The sequence below is a fragment of the Pseudomonas sp. LTJR-52 genome, assembly GCF_003691465.1.
GTDB classification, from domain to species: Bacteria; Pseudomonadota; Gammaproteobacteria; order Pseudomonadales; family Pseudomonadaceae; genus Chryseomonas; species Chryseomonas luteola.
This window is the reverse complement of the sequence record NZ_CP033105.1, coordinates 4,808,565-4,821,421: the sequence shown is the minus strand read 5'-3', so window position 1 is coordinate 4,821,421 and position 12,857 is coordinate 4,808,565. Positions and strand designations below refer to the sequence as shown.

Sequence of the window (12,857 nt, the reverse complement as noted above, 5' to 3'; positions counted from 1 at the left end):
CATAACGTGTTTCACATTCGCAAGGCAAACCGCGCAGACACGGCGGACACCTGGACAGTCCGCTGTGAGGCCATTCGTCATCAATGCCCATCGTCCTACAGTGACGAGCAGATCCGGATCTGGACCAGTGGCACCTTTACGCAAAGCTATGAAAATGATGTCGAGGACCATTTCCATGTCCTGGTCTCGGATGAGCGCATCATCGGAACAGGTATGGTCGATCTGACATCCGGCAAGATCGACGCAATCTTTGTATTACCCCACTATATGGGACAAGGGGCTGCGCGCCAGATGCTGGAGCATCTCGAAACGCTTGCCGTTCAGACAGACCTGGACTACCTTCACCTGGACGCAACCCTGAACGCGGCGCCGTTCTATCGAAAGTGTGGTTTTGTAGGTGAAAAGGTATCCACTTACCATTCGCCTCGTGGTCTTACGCTGGACTGTATACCGATGTACAAGATGCTTCGGCCGACCGGAGATATCCCTCGGTAAGGCCACAGATAAAGTCTGCCAACGCACCACAACAGAGATCGTCCACGCATGTTAACTGTTCGACGTGCACAACCTGACGATGCCGGCTACCTCCAACGGCTATATAGCCAACTTGTGGACAGTGCGTTCATTACTGTGCTTCCGGCTCGTCTGGAGGAACTTCAGCATGATCCTGTCCATGAACTTTTAGTGGCCGAATATGGCGGCACCGTTATCGCCAGCGCGTTGCTGATCTTCTGCAAGGATGCAATGTTTGGTTCTCAACCGTTTGCGGTGGTAGAGAATGTAATCGTTGACGAGGCGCAACGCGGACGGGCGTCGGCAGGCAGCTGATCAGGGCCATCGAGCAACGCTGTATCAAAAAGGATTGCTCTAAGATCATGCTAATGAGTTCAATACACCGGACTCAGGCTCACGCCTTCTTCAAGCGGGCAGGCTTCAAGGGTGACAGCAAGCGCGGCTTCGTCAAATATCGGCGAGACTTGCTGGCATCTGGCTTGCCACCTGACTAGTCAAGCCAGACGCAGAATCATTGCCCCGATAGCCATGACACATACCGCTGCAATTCGACCCCGACTCATGCGCTCTTTCAGAACAAGCACGGAGATGAGCGCCGCAAATATAATCGAGGTCTCTCGCAAGGCAGCGATAACGGCCACAGGCGCCAGGGTCATCGCCCAAAGCGCCAAGCCATAAGACGCCAATGTTCCAGCTCCCCCTACCAGTCCCACCAGCCATTGAATGCGGAAAAATGATACGAAGGCATGGGCATTGCGCCAAAGCATCCAGACCGTCATGACCGCGCCTGTCAGAAGAAAAATCCATAAGGTATAGGCCAGCGGTGCGCCCGATACTCTGACGCCCGCCCCGTCTACCAATGTATAAGTAGCAATAACCAGGGCGTTAAGTAGCGCCAGACAAACCCCTGTCCCGTGCCTGGATGCACGTTGGCGCGCCATCAATAAGATACCCAGACAAAGCGTGCCGATACCCACCCAGGCCGTCGTGCTCAGATGCTCGCCTAATCCCACCGTGCTGATGACCGCTACCAGCAGCGGCGCCGTTCCCCGCATCAACGGGTATGCCAGGTTCATTTCAGCGACGCGATAAGTCTGTGCCACCAGGTTGTAATACACCACCTGTAGTACAGCAGATGCTCCAATGAAACCCCAGCTGGGCGCTGCCGGCGGAGGGACAAATGGTAGGATCAAGGCTGCTATCAATGCCGCTGCAGCGGTAATCACTGCAGTGATAAGGATCTTGTCGCTTCCACTTTTGACGATTGCATTCCAAGTGGCATGCAAGGCCGCCGCGAACAAGACGACACCATAAACGGTTACAAGCATCTGTACCTCTGCAGGGTGATTGGGCCTGTCGCACCAACGACTCAACCGCTTCAGGCGTAACGTTCACGCGCGGCGCTTTTGATTGCCTCCAGAAATGCGCGCACTCGCTGGGGCAGCTGAGTACTGGCATAAACGGCATGTATCTGTGGGTCATGCCCGGTTGAGGAGGTCAGTCGATAATGGCTGCATACCCGGACTAAACGTCCCGCCTGCACCGCCGGTTCTGCAAGCCAGTCTGCCAGCCGGCAGATACCAAGACCTTGGACAGCAGCGTTATATAACGCTACGCCTGAACTGAGACGGTAACGGGGCTGGGCCTTATAACGGACCTGGACATCGCCCTGCCTGAAATACCAATCCTTGAGAATTCTTGGGGAGGTATGCATCAGCAGATCATGCTCGACAAGCGCTTCGGGTGCTTCAGGTACGCCACGTATGGCGAGGTATGTCGGACTTGCATAAAGGTAACGCCGATAGCTCCACAACGGCGCGCCGATCAGCTCGCTGGGATAGGCAAAGCCTCCACGAATGGCAAAATCCAGTTTGTCGGCAATGGGATCATGCGCCGCATCGCTTACCTGTATATCGATGCTGATCTGGGGGTTCCGCCGCCCAAACTCCGCCATGACGCTGGGCAAGAAATCCATCATCAGGCTTTCAGGGGCGGAGCAGCGAATCCACCCTTGCGCCAACGTACCCTGTACCGAGAGTGATTCCTCTGCCTCGGCCTGCAGCGACAGCATCTGCCTGGCGTAGCCATAATACGCCTCCCCCGCCTCGGTCAATCGGACCTGCTTTTGTGAGCGCTGCAAAAGCTCATGCCCCAGCTGTGCCTCAAGGCTCTGTATGGCCCGCGTCACTGTACTGGGAGAGCGTCCCAGCAGGCGCGCCGCACTCACGAAACTATGGCGATCCACTACTGCGCAAAAGGCTTGTAGCTCCCATAACTGAGCCAGTGACATACCGCCTTCCTTGTTGCGATTTCTGCAATACCACATTGCAACACAAAACCCGGCATTGCTCTATCGTATCCGTCTCGCGTCATCAAAGGATGTTGAAATGGATGTAGTGTTGGATCCCACCTTTCTGCTATTACTCGGGCTGGTTGCCTTTGCGGCAGGCTTTATCGATACGCTGGCAGGTGGCGGCGGGCTGATTACCGTGCCTACCCTAATGCTGGCTCAGATCCCACCGGTACAAGCCATTGCAACCAATAAACTCCAGAGCACCTTTGGGGCGCTAATCGCCACATTGACCCTGCTTCGTAAACGCAAGATCGCCTGGGCAGATGTCAAAAAGCCCTTCTTGACCTCCTTTATTGGTGCAGCCGTGGGCGCCGTGGTTATTCAGCGTGTGGATGCCTCCGCTCTTGAAGTCCTGGTGCCTTTCATATTGGGTGGTATTGCGTTGTACTTTCTGCTTGCGCCAGGCGCAGGTACTGTTGAGCGCAAGCCGCGCATGGGGGAGCGGCTGCACCGTCTCCTGGTTGTCCCCCTTATCGGGTTTTACGACGGTTTTTTCGGCCCTGGCACGGGCTCGTTCTTTTCACTCAGCGAGGTAGCCTTACGGGGCCGCGACCTTATTACCGCTACGGCAACTGCCAAGTCCCTTAACCTGGCGAGCAACCTTGCATCCCTTGCAATCTTCATCGTGGGCGGCAAGGTACTTTGGCTGGTTGGTGGCATCATGGCAGTCGGACAGCTTGCGGGTGCCTATCTGGGTTCACTGGCCGTTATCGGTGGCGGTGCCCGACTGATCAGGCCTCTCATCGTAGCCATCTGCTTTGTAATGATTGGCCGTTACCTTTATCAAAACGGTTACCTGTCTTCTATAGCGCATGTATAAGATCGCACTCAGAGACCATGCAGAGCGAGCCCAGCCATGATGAGCAACAGGATTCCGCACAGGGCATGGCTGGCTCTATGCCAGTTTGGTGAGCTGGCACGCCGGAATCCCTCAACAAGCGCTGCCGTCAGAAAGCAACACAAAATGGAGGCACTCATGACTCCGCTAAAGAACATCGCTGTGTTTTCGATACTGGGAGTGTCGCCTGTTATACCCGACAAGGCGCTTCCCAACGCGCCCCAATACACAATGTTTTTTGGATTAGTCAACGAGATGGCAGCACCCGCCATCAAGGCGCCCTGCTGCGGTTGACCTGATTCACCTGTACCGACCGGCAGGCGCCACGCATCCTTGAGACTCTGAACGCCTAGCCAAGCCAGATAAACCGCACAGAGTAGCGTTAGGGGTATGCGAATCGGCTCATGGCCCAGCAGGACTGACAGCCCTACCAACCCTAATACAGCCCACACGGCGTCGCCCAGCAAAGATCCTACCTGAACCATTAGGGCCGGCCTGAAACCATTGGACAAGCCACGACGCAACGTTTCAGCCAGGACAGGTCCAGGCGACAGGCAGAACGCAGCGCCAAACAAAAAGGCCGATAAGAAGATTGTCAGCATATCAGGCGTCTCGAAAAGAAAGGGCGATCAGTATGGGTTGCCCCTGCTCAATAATCTTGAACAGGATTGCAGGACCTGTAGAGGCGTTGATATTGGCCAGGCGGTATTCCATAGGCCGAACGAAAGTGGCGACTCAAGTGGCTCTGATCAGCAAAGCCAAGCGTATAAGCAACATCCGTGGCGGGCATACCCTGCCGCAGCAGCCCCCGTGCTCGCCGCGTTCTCAGCTGCATGGCCCATTGATGTGGGCTCAACCCCGTTTCCTTTTGAAATGCTCTCAGCAATTGATACTTGGATCGCTGGGTCAAAAGGGCTAGTTCGTCCAAAGTAGGCGTTTGCGCCAAGGAGTCGGCAAGACACTCCTGAATACGAAGAACCACCTCTGGCTCGGCTGAATGCGTGGTCAGTGCAACACCACTCAGCTCCGTGATCTCTGCGAGTAACAGGACCAACGCCTGATGAACGTGTGGGTTGCTCATGGAGCTACCTTGTAACGCCATTTGCACCACGCAGGCAAAGCGGTTTGCAATGTTTGGCTGATAGAGCAAAGGACACTCGAACTCAACTTGATTGACCCCAAGGCTTTGGGCCAGCCAGTCCGCCGATACATAAAGCCCTACGTAGCGCCAGAAGGCTCCCTCATGGACTCCGCCGCCTTGTATTTGGCCGGGGTTATACAGGGTGATGGATCCCTTGCCGGCATTGAACATCCTGCTATCCAGCCAGATGTGCTCCTCGCCTTCCAAATTGACGCCAATTACACACTCATCATGGCTGTGCTTGGCGAATCGGTGACCCGTACCGCTGGCATCCACCAGCTCAACGGGACCTGACCAGGCATGCCGCAGGGTAAACACGTCTTATAGCCTCTCATCCGATTTGAAGAAACTACAGCTTAAGCCAAACGAACGTACGATAGGTTGACTGGATACCCGCTCGCGTTCGGACCTATTGTTTCAGCTGATGTTCGGGGTTCTCGCTTTCTGCCTGCTCACCCCCGGTTGCATTGAACGTATCCCAGTCCTCACCAAACAGCTCAACCGGATGCATGGTACGGCTGGCGCCATTACCGCAGGCTAACGAGTTTGCAGGACAATACATATCGCACGCCCAACAGATGCGCTCCGGATGCTTAGGCTGCAAAGGAAATTTCTTGGCCATCCGAGACTCCTGAACGTATGAGGTGAACCCCTAACGTATCGAAATCTGGATAAACGTTTTTGATCTCGCTCAAGTGTTACGACGATTATAGCGGTGTTGATATCCACCCAATGACATAACCCTACTGTGTGACTTGTAGCAGCTTGGCATGCTACGGCTCTCTAAGGACTCATCGCACCCCAGCGAACAGCCACATTTTGTTCGATAGAAGTCGATGCTGACGATGTATCAATGGATTTAAACGTTCAGACAATGGGGTTTGCACGAGGGAATGCATGCGCGCCCACTTCATAGGCAAACGCTGACTTATCAAATGCAACCACAAACTATGTAGTGATCGTTTTGAGGGCCAGGATCTGGTTATGAAGCCACACACCAGCGAACCTTTAAAGGTAACATTTACACGTTATCATCCTGAACGGTTTGCCAGAACTATTACACAACCGTCTGACTTTCAGTCTGGTTGAGTCGGTAGTATGTACGATAGATCCATGCCTGCCGGTATACCTAACCAAGCAATAGTGGCTATCTCAATGCTCAGGTTGCTAAACCTTAAAGATACGCCAACCATGGCACTTCACTGATTCAATACCTTCGACGTATCTAAGTGATTGAAAAGCCGAATTTTCCAACTATTACTCACTGGTCACCTATCTGGAATCAATAATAGCGCTTTTACTGTAGCGTCAAGTTGACTTCATCTGTAAACTTACCGCCACCTTGAAGCTATGGACTGGCTTCTGTGAAAGATTATGGATGATCTGGGAAAGATTTCTCTTGCATTGCTTGCTCTCATGGCAAATAGCGTCTCTATGCAATCATCTCGTCTTTTACTGACTCCTTTCCTGAACTTCATTGTTTTTTAGGATGCTGGCGTTTTATGCCTGGCTTGTATAAGGAAGATGTAATAAATGGAATGGTATCTCTCGGTAGTCAGTAACTACATTAAGTTTTATGGCCGTGCTCGGCGGAAAGAATATTGGATGTTCGCCCTGTTCAGCTTGATCATTACTGTTGTACTTGCCGTAGTAGATGGAGTAATTGGCTGGGGCCTCTGGTTATGTGGTGCCTATACCCTGGCTATGATTCTTCCAAATCTGGGAGTAACTGTCCGACGCCTTCATGATACCAACCGAAGCGGTTGGTGGGTGCTTATCAGTGGAGTCCCCGCGGTAGGTGGAATCATCTTTCTAATACTTATGTGCCTCGAGGGAGATTCTGTCGAAAACCGCTTTGGGCAGAACCCCAAGGCCTTCTAAGCCTGATCCTAATTACGCAATTGAAGTTCCAAGAGGCTTCAATTGCGTACTCTAATCGACAGTTCATGTGTATTGATCCCTACTTATCCCGTAGTTTGGCTAGAATCAACAACAGTGTTTTTAGCGGCAATTTCGTATGCCATTTTATTGCCCTGTTTTTTTCGTTGAAGACGTACCTGCCAATAACAAGCATATCTGTTGACGATAAGGCAAGAATCCTATCTTCTGACGTTATTTGATCAGGAATAGTGACAAGGCAGGAAAACAGTAACGCATACACTGAGTAATCAGTAAGCTTTAGTGCATGCATGTGCTGGTTTTGCGTTTCTGATGGTTAGACATCAGCCTGGGATATCAGCGACAAACACTACTATCCCAGGGAATATCTGAAATGTTTAGCCAGAATTCAGCGCTTAAATACCGCGACGATTATTGATTGCTGTCAGTCCTTTCACGATTCGATAAATCGTCCAAATGGCCCAGCCAAGCAACACGAACCATCCAATGATGAGCAGGGTTGAAGCAAACCCCAGTACCAGCCACAAAAGCCCCCACCAGAACGTACGGATCTGATAATCCAAGTGTGAACGAGAAACCGGGTCTGCTGCGTCTCTATTGGCGTAAGCCAGGATGAGTCCAATCAGCGCGGTGACGCCGTTGAAGAAGCCTACGATATACAGAACATAGACGATAACAGCCATATTTGAATTGCTGATTATCGGCTGCTGCGATGGGGCCGGCTGAATAGGCTGATTGATGTCGGTCATGGCTAAGTCCTTTTAATGATCAGGTCAAACGCGCACTCCAAATGCGCCTGTGCATAATAATACCTTCCATGACATCAAACTACCCTGGCCTCTGTATTAATCGTTTGGGTGTCGCTGATCCTGATCTACATCACCGAAGTACGACGATTACCTCCATTGGGTACCTCCTCTAAGAGCAGACCCATCATTCGTAGCCGGGCAAAGGGTCAGTTCTCCTCTGCCCCAACGCAATAACAGGTCCGTCTCGCGAGCGCGCCTGATTACTCAAATAGCAGGTAATCAGGCGATTGCACTGCTGGCATCCGCCAGGCGTATAGTCACTGGGAGCGACCCTAGCCACTACGCGGCTTCAATGACAGCTAATGGGCAGAGGCAGCGGCCCTGGCACGTGCAGTATGCAGTTTCTTATAGCTGTCGATCAGTCGCAGATGTCTATCCAGCCCCTCCAGCTTCATGCTGGTGGGCGTCAGGCCAAAGAAGCGGATGCTTCCATCCACTGAGCCCAGCACTGCATCCATGCGCGGATTACCAAACATCCTGCGGAAATTGACTTCATAGTCGGCCAGCTCCAGCTCCTCGTCCAGCGACACCTCAAGTACTGCATTCAAAGCCTGATAGAACAGGCCACGCTCAACAGTATTGTCGTTGAACTGCAGGAAGGCACCGACCAGTTCATGCGCTTCCTCGAACTGCTTCAGTGCCAGATAGATCAGCAATTTCAATTCGAGAATCGTGAGCTGCCCCCAAACCGTGTTGTCATCAAACTCGATGCCGATCAGGGTAGTGATATCGGTGTAATCATCCAGCTCGCAGTTTTCCAGGCGCTCAACCAATGCTTCCAGAGCGGCGTCATCCAGACGGTGCAGGTTCAAAATATCAGCGCGGAACGACAGCGCCTTGTTGGTGTTATCCCAGATCAGATCCTCTACTGGATAAATCTCCGAATAGCCCGGCACCAGGATACGGCAAGCCGTTGCCCCCAGGTCCTCATATACCGCCATGTATACTTCCTTGCCCATATCCTCGAGGATACCGAACAGGGTCGCGGCTTCCTCAGCATTGGCATTTTCACCCTCGGCTGAAAAATCCCATTCGACAAAATCGAAATCCGCCTTGGCACTGAAGAAACGCCACGACACCACACCGCTGGAATCAATGAAATGCTCAACGAAGTTGTTCGGCTCGGTCACGGCCTGGCTTTCAAACGTAGGCTGAGGAAGATCATTGAGACCTTCGAAGCTGCGCCCTTGAAGCAGTTCTGTGAGGCTGCGCTCAAGCGCTACCTCCAAGCTCGGATGCGCGCCAAACGAGGCGAATACGCCGCCGGTACGTGGATTCATCAAGGTGACGCACATCACCGGGAATTCACCTCCGAGCGATGCATCCTTTACCAATACCGGGAAGCCCTGCTCTTCCAGTCCTTGGATGCCAGCCAGAATAGCTGGGTATTTTGCCAGCACGTCCTGCGGTACGTCAGGCAGGGCAAGTTCCCCTTCCAGGATTTCACGCTTCACCGCGCGCTCGAAAATTTCCGACAGACATTGCACCTGCGCTTCAGCCAGCGTGTTACCAGCACTCATGCCATTGCTCAGGTACAGGTTTTCGATCAGATTGGACGGGAAATACACCACCTCGCCGTCCGACTGACGTACAAAGGGCAGCGAACAGATGCCGCGCTCGACGTTGCCGGAGTTGGTGTCATACAGATGCGAGGCGCGTAGCTCCCCATCAGGGTTGTAGATTTCCCGGCAGTATGCATCGAGAATTTCAGATGGCAATGCATCCTTACGGCCTGGCTTGAACCACCGTTCGTTCGGGTAATGCACGAACGCTGCATTGGCAATGTCTTCACCCCAGAACTGATCGTTGTAGAAGAAGTTGCAATTCAGACGCTCGATAAATTCGCCCAAGGCTGACGCCAACGCGGCTTCCTTGGTGGCTCCCTTGCCATTGGTAAAGCACATCGGCGAATGAGCGTCGCGTATATGCAGCGACCACACGTTGGGAACGATATTTCGCCATGAAGCGATTTCAATCTTCATGCCCAGGTCGGCCAGAATCCCCGACATGTTGGCAATAGTCTGCTCAAGCGGCAGATCCTTGCCTGCAATAAAGGTGCTCGTGTCAGAGGCCATGCTCGGTATCAGCAGCGCCTGGGCATCGGCATCCAGGTTATCCACTTCCTCAATGACAAATTCCGGGCCGGTTTGCACCACCTTCTTTACCGTACAACGGTCGATGGAGCGCAAAATGCCCTGCCGGTCTTTGTCAGAGATATCGGCAGGCAACTCGACCTGAATCTTGAAAATCTGCTGATAACGGTTTTCAGGATCAACAATATTGTTCTGCGAAAGACGAATGTTGTCGGTAGGGATATTGCGTGTCTGGCAATACAGCTTCACGAAATATGCAGCACATAACGCTGATGAAGCCAGGAAATAATCAAAAGGCCCAGGCGCCGAACCGTCCCCCTTGTAGCGGATAGGCTGATCGGCTATGACCGTGAAGTCATCGAACTTAGCCTCAAGCCGAAGGTTATCGAGAAAATTGACCTTGATTTCCATGCAAAACTACCGAAACGTGAATAAGCGAATTGGCTACCATTATCCCGCATCTCGACAAGAAGTTTTTGCTTTTGGACGAAAGCGAAAATAGATCATGAAAATATTCAAGAAATATCGAGCCGCATAGGCGAAAGCGCCAGAATGGTCTCGCCTGAAAGCCAGATTTCTGACTGCTCAACGGATCCCTTCTTCACCAGGTACTGCCTACTCGACCTGAAAAATCAAACCCGATAAACGGTCTTCCTGCTGAAAGCATTGCGCCATCAAGTATTTAGCAAAGCTATCAGGACTTTAATCCTAAATGTTTCCTTATATGTAAAGGTTTTGGCACGTCACTTGTAATCAAGGCCATAAGCGTCAGGATGCGCCTCTTGGTATCTCCCAGTACCAAGACCTCATTACTTTTTATTTAGGGCAGCCCCCTCGTATTCATGGACGCGAGACCTAGCCCATCACTAGCAGAGCAGTATGGTGATTATGAGCACGTCCATTCATTTTTCTAAGCGATTCTTCAAGAGCCTGCCCCTTCTCGTGGGTCTTACCTTTGGCTCGGTAGCCGCCCAAGCCGAACCGGTCGATCTGGTTAGTCTGAACCTGTCCGGTGCGGGATTTGCTCCCCATGTTCTACCTGGAATCAATGGCACCAACTATATCTTTCCAGTGGAATCCTATTTCCAGCAGTGGAGCGCCAGGGGTATCAAGACCTTCCGCTTCCCCATTATCTGGGAGCGCCTGCAACCCAAGCTGGGTGGCCCGCTGGATCCAGCCTATGTTGCGTTGATCGACCGCACCTTTGGTTATGCGCAAAAGCACAACATCAAGATCATTCTGGACCTGCATAACTATGCACGCTATCGCGGCCAGGTGATTGGGACCAGTGGCGTTCCGTATGCCCGCTACCAGGAGATCATGACCAAGATTGCCCAGCAGTGGAGTAATCAACCCGCCCTGTACGCCTACGACATCATGAATGAGCCCAACGGGGCCCTGGCCTACTGGGCGACCGCTGCGCAATACGGTATCAACGGTGTGCGCGCCGTGGACAAGACCCGCCCGATCATTGTGGAAGGTAACGGCTGGTCGAGCGCTACCCGCTGGGCGGAGTGGAATGATCCCTTGCTGAACCTGAAGGATCCGTCCAACAACATCATTTTCTCGGCGCACTCGTATTTCGATGAGAACGCCGGTGGCAGCTATGGTGACGTAGACGTCAACAAGCTGGACGTGATGTACGGCGTGAATCGGGTCAAGCCGTTCGTAGAGTGGCTGAAGAAGCATGGTCAGCGTGGCTATATTGGTGAGTTCGGCGTACCGGATAACAACCCGCGCTGGAACATCCTGATGGACAATATGCTGGCCTACCTGAAAGAGAATTGCGTACCGGCGTCCTATTGGGCGGCAGGTCCGGGTTGGGGCAACTATTTCATGTCGGTTGAGCCTATCAATGGTGTAGAGCGCCCGCAGTGGCCGACGCTCAAGAAGTACATGGACAGCAGCAGCTGTACGGAAATAGGCCCGAAGAAGGCAGGCGCCTCCACGACGCCAACGCCATCCACTCCGTCTGTGGGTACAACTCCGGTTGCGACCACACCGTCTACGGGTACTGGCTCTTCCACAGCACCGTCGACTTCGGTACCACCGGCAGCAACTCCAGTAACCACCCCACCTGTTGCTGGAGCAGACGGTGCAGTTAGTAGCGTAATCAACAACTTTACTAACGCCGATTGGCTCAATGGTGTTTATCGCAAGAAAGCCGGTTTCTCGATCCCTGCTACGGCCGCTAATAAGGCTGCCTTCATAGTAGGTGCTTCGGTGCGACTTGCTAACGGAGAGGTCAGAAAGATCTCTGCTGTCCAGATCGGTACCAATATGGCGGTGTACCTGGAAGGCGCTCCGGTAAATGGATCGATGGTAGGCTATCCTAATAAGCTGGCGCTGGTATCGGCAGTACTCGCCACAAGCCCGATCAATGACTTTACCAATGCTGACTGGCTCAACGGCGTGTACCGCAAGAAGGCTGGCTTCTCGATTCCTGGCACCTCAACCAACCAGGCGGCATTCAAGGTAGGAAAATCTGTACGCCTTGCCAATGGCGAGGTTCGCAAGATTACCTATGTCCAGGCAGGTAAAAACCTTGGGGTTTATCTCGAGGGCGCTCCGGTAAATGGAGCGACCGTAGGTTATCCCAAGACATTGGCGGCGCTAGCCAACTAATCGGAGCTATGCATCCAGAGCCTCTTTCGCCAAGAGGCTCTGGAACTTAATCGTTGTCCTGCATAGCAATTGATTCGGTTCATCATAAGTCCTTGAAACATAATGAAAGCATTTATAAGCGTAATAATCAGGCATCCTTGTAGTTACTGTCTTTAATGAACCAACACGTTCATAAAATCAGTTAAGTGAATCCGCTATTGAATGCTTTTATAGAATGGCTACTGAGTGAACCCAAGCGCACCAGTGATTGGGATTGGTTAGGTGATCTGGAAGCACGTAGCGCTGAAGATGAGTGTGACGATACAGATGTTACGTTTTAAGCATATTGAGGCGTTATCGCTGTGCTTCGTCTTTTGCACTTTTCCGCTGCGTTAAAAAGCTTTTACCAGATTGATACTGCACTGTACGAAGCCGGCAGTCTCTCCATCATAGCCCCATCCTTGAATAGAAGAGCTACCGCGTGCTGGAGGCTCTTAGCTTTGTCAAATCAAAACGCTGCATTACGACACGGTAACGCTTGATATAGAGAGATCATTTTAGGCTTGAGCAATAAGGGTCAGCCCATCGCTTGATGAGAGGTTAGCCA

13 protein-coding genes are annotated in these 12,857 nt (G+C 52.4%); 6 read left to right on the top strand and 7 right to left on the bottom strand.

Annotated elements, in window-relative coordinates:
• Positions 1 to 6: 6 nt before the first annotated feature.
• Genes EAW52_RS22280 through EAW52_RS26970 form a run of 3 tightly spaced genes read left to right on the top strand, consistent with a single transcriptional unit; the run spans position 7 to position 1,007 of the window.
• On the top strand, positions 7 to 495 hold the full coding sequence (locus EAW52_RS22280) for a GNAT family N-acetyltransferase (protein ID WP_122044108.1): 489 nt from the start codon (positions 7 to 9) through the stop codon (positions 493 to 495).
• A gap of 48 nt (positions 496 to 543) precedes the next feature.
• On the top strand, positions 544 to 828 hold the full coding sequence (locus tag EAW52_RS26245; protein ID WP_218567894.1) for a GNAT family N-acetyltransferase: 285 nt from the start codon (positions 544 to 546) through the stop codon (positions 826 to 828).
• Positions 825 to 1,007, top strand: coding sequence for a GNAT family N-acetyltransferase (locus EAW52_RS26970; protein ID WP_218567949.1), 183 nt, complete (start codon positions 825 to 827; stop codon positions 1,005 to 1,007). The genes EAW52_RS26245 and EAW52_RS26970 overlap by 4 nt, the downstream gene beginning before the upstream one ends.
• Here the strand turns inward: EAW52_RS26970 and EAW52_RS22270 are convergent, their stop codons facing one another.
• Both EAW52_RS22270 and EAW52_RS22265 read right to left on the bottom strand, forming a co-directional pair.
• The gene (locus tag EAW52_RS22270; RefSeq protein WP_019363898.1) at positions 1,008 to 1,841 is read right to left on the bottom strand and encodes a DMT family transporter; all 834 of its coding nucleotides are present in this window, start codon (positions 1,839 to 1,841) and stop codon (positions 1,008 to 1,010) included.
• Positions 1,842 to 1,891: 50 nt separating this feature from the next.
• On the bottom strand, positions 1,892 to 2,803 hold the full coding sequence (locus EAW52_RS22265) for a LysR family transcriptional regulator (RefSeq protein ID WP_019363899.1): 912 nt from the start codon (positions 2,801 to 2,803) through the stop codon (positions 1,892 to 1,894).
• A gap of 97 nt (positions 2,804 to 2,900) precedes the next feature.
• Between EAW52_RS22265 and EAW52_RS22260 the strand changes: the two genes are divergently transcribed.
• The gene (locus tag EAW52_RS22260; RefSeq protein ID WP_122044107.1) at positions 2,901 to 3,686 is read left to right on the top strand and encodes a TSUP family transporter; all 786 of its coding nucleotides are present in this window, start codon (positions 2,901 to 2,903) and stop codon (positions 3,684 to 3,686) included.
• Between the two features lie 8 nt (positions 3,687 to 3,694).
• On the opposite strand, the gene EAW52_RS22255 is transcribed toward EAW52_RS22260, so the two are convergent.
• The 3 genes from EAW52_RS22255 to EAW52_RS22245 form a co-directional block, all read right to left on the bottom strand.
• Complete coding sequence (locus EAW52_RS22255) at positions 3,695 to 4,306, bottom strand: LysE family transporter (RefSeq protein ID WP_122044106.1); 612 nt, start codon at positions 4,304 to 4,306, stop codon at positions 3,695 to 3,697.
• Between the two features lie 47 nt (positions 4,307 to 4,353).
• Positions 4,354 to 5,163: an AraC family transcriptional regulator gene (locus tag EAW52_RS22250; RefSeq protein WP_122044105.1), complete on the bottom strand. Its 810-nt coding sequence runs from the start codon at positions 5,161 to 5,163 to the stop codon at positions 4,354 to 4,356.
• A 91-nt stretch (positions 5,164 to 5,254) separates the two neighbouring features.
• On the bottom strand, positions 5,255 to 5,467 hold the full coding sequence (locus EAW52_RS22245; protein ID WP_122044104.1) for a DUF3079 domain-containing protein: 213 nt from the start codon (positions 5,465 to 5,467) through the stop codon (positions 5,255 to 5,257).
• 911 nt (positions 5,468 to 6,378) lie between these two features.
• Here EAW52_RS22245 and EAW52_RS22240 point away from each other — a divergent pair.
• Positions 6,379 to 6,726, top strand: a complete 348-nt coding sequence (locus EAW52_RS22240; RefSeq protein WP_019363904.1) for a DUF805 domain-containing protein — start codon at positions 6,379 to 6,381, stop codon at positions 6,724 to 6,726.
• 413 nt (positions 6,727 to 7,139) lie between these two features.
• On the opposite strand, the gene EAW52_RS22235 is transcribed toward EAW52_RS22240, so the two are convergent.
• Positions 7,140 to 7,493, bottom strand: a complete 354-nt coding sequence (locus EAW52_RS22235; protein ID WP_019366385.1) for a hypothetical protein — start codon at positions 7,491 to 7,493, stop codon at positions 7,140 to 7,142.
• 359 nt (positions 7,494 to 7,852) lie between these two features.
• A complete protein-coding gene (locus EAW52_RS22230; RefSeq protein WP_122044103.1) occupies positions 7,853 to 10,057 on the bottom strand; it encodes an OsmC domain/YcaO domain-containing protein in 2,205 nt (734 codons plus the stop codon).
• 477 nt (positions 10,058 to 10,534) lie between these two features.
• On the opposite strand from EAW52_RS22230, the gene EAW52_RS22225 reads away from it, so the two are divergent.
• Positions 10,535 to 12,271 (top strand): glycoside hydrolase family 5 protein, encoded by a 1,737-nt coding sequence (locus EAW52_RS22225; protein ID WP_162997687.1) that lies wholly within the window; start codon positions 10,535 to 10,537, stop codon positions 12,269 to 12,271.
• The last annotated feature ends 586 nt before the right edge of the window (positions 12,272 to 12,857 follow it).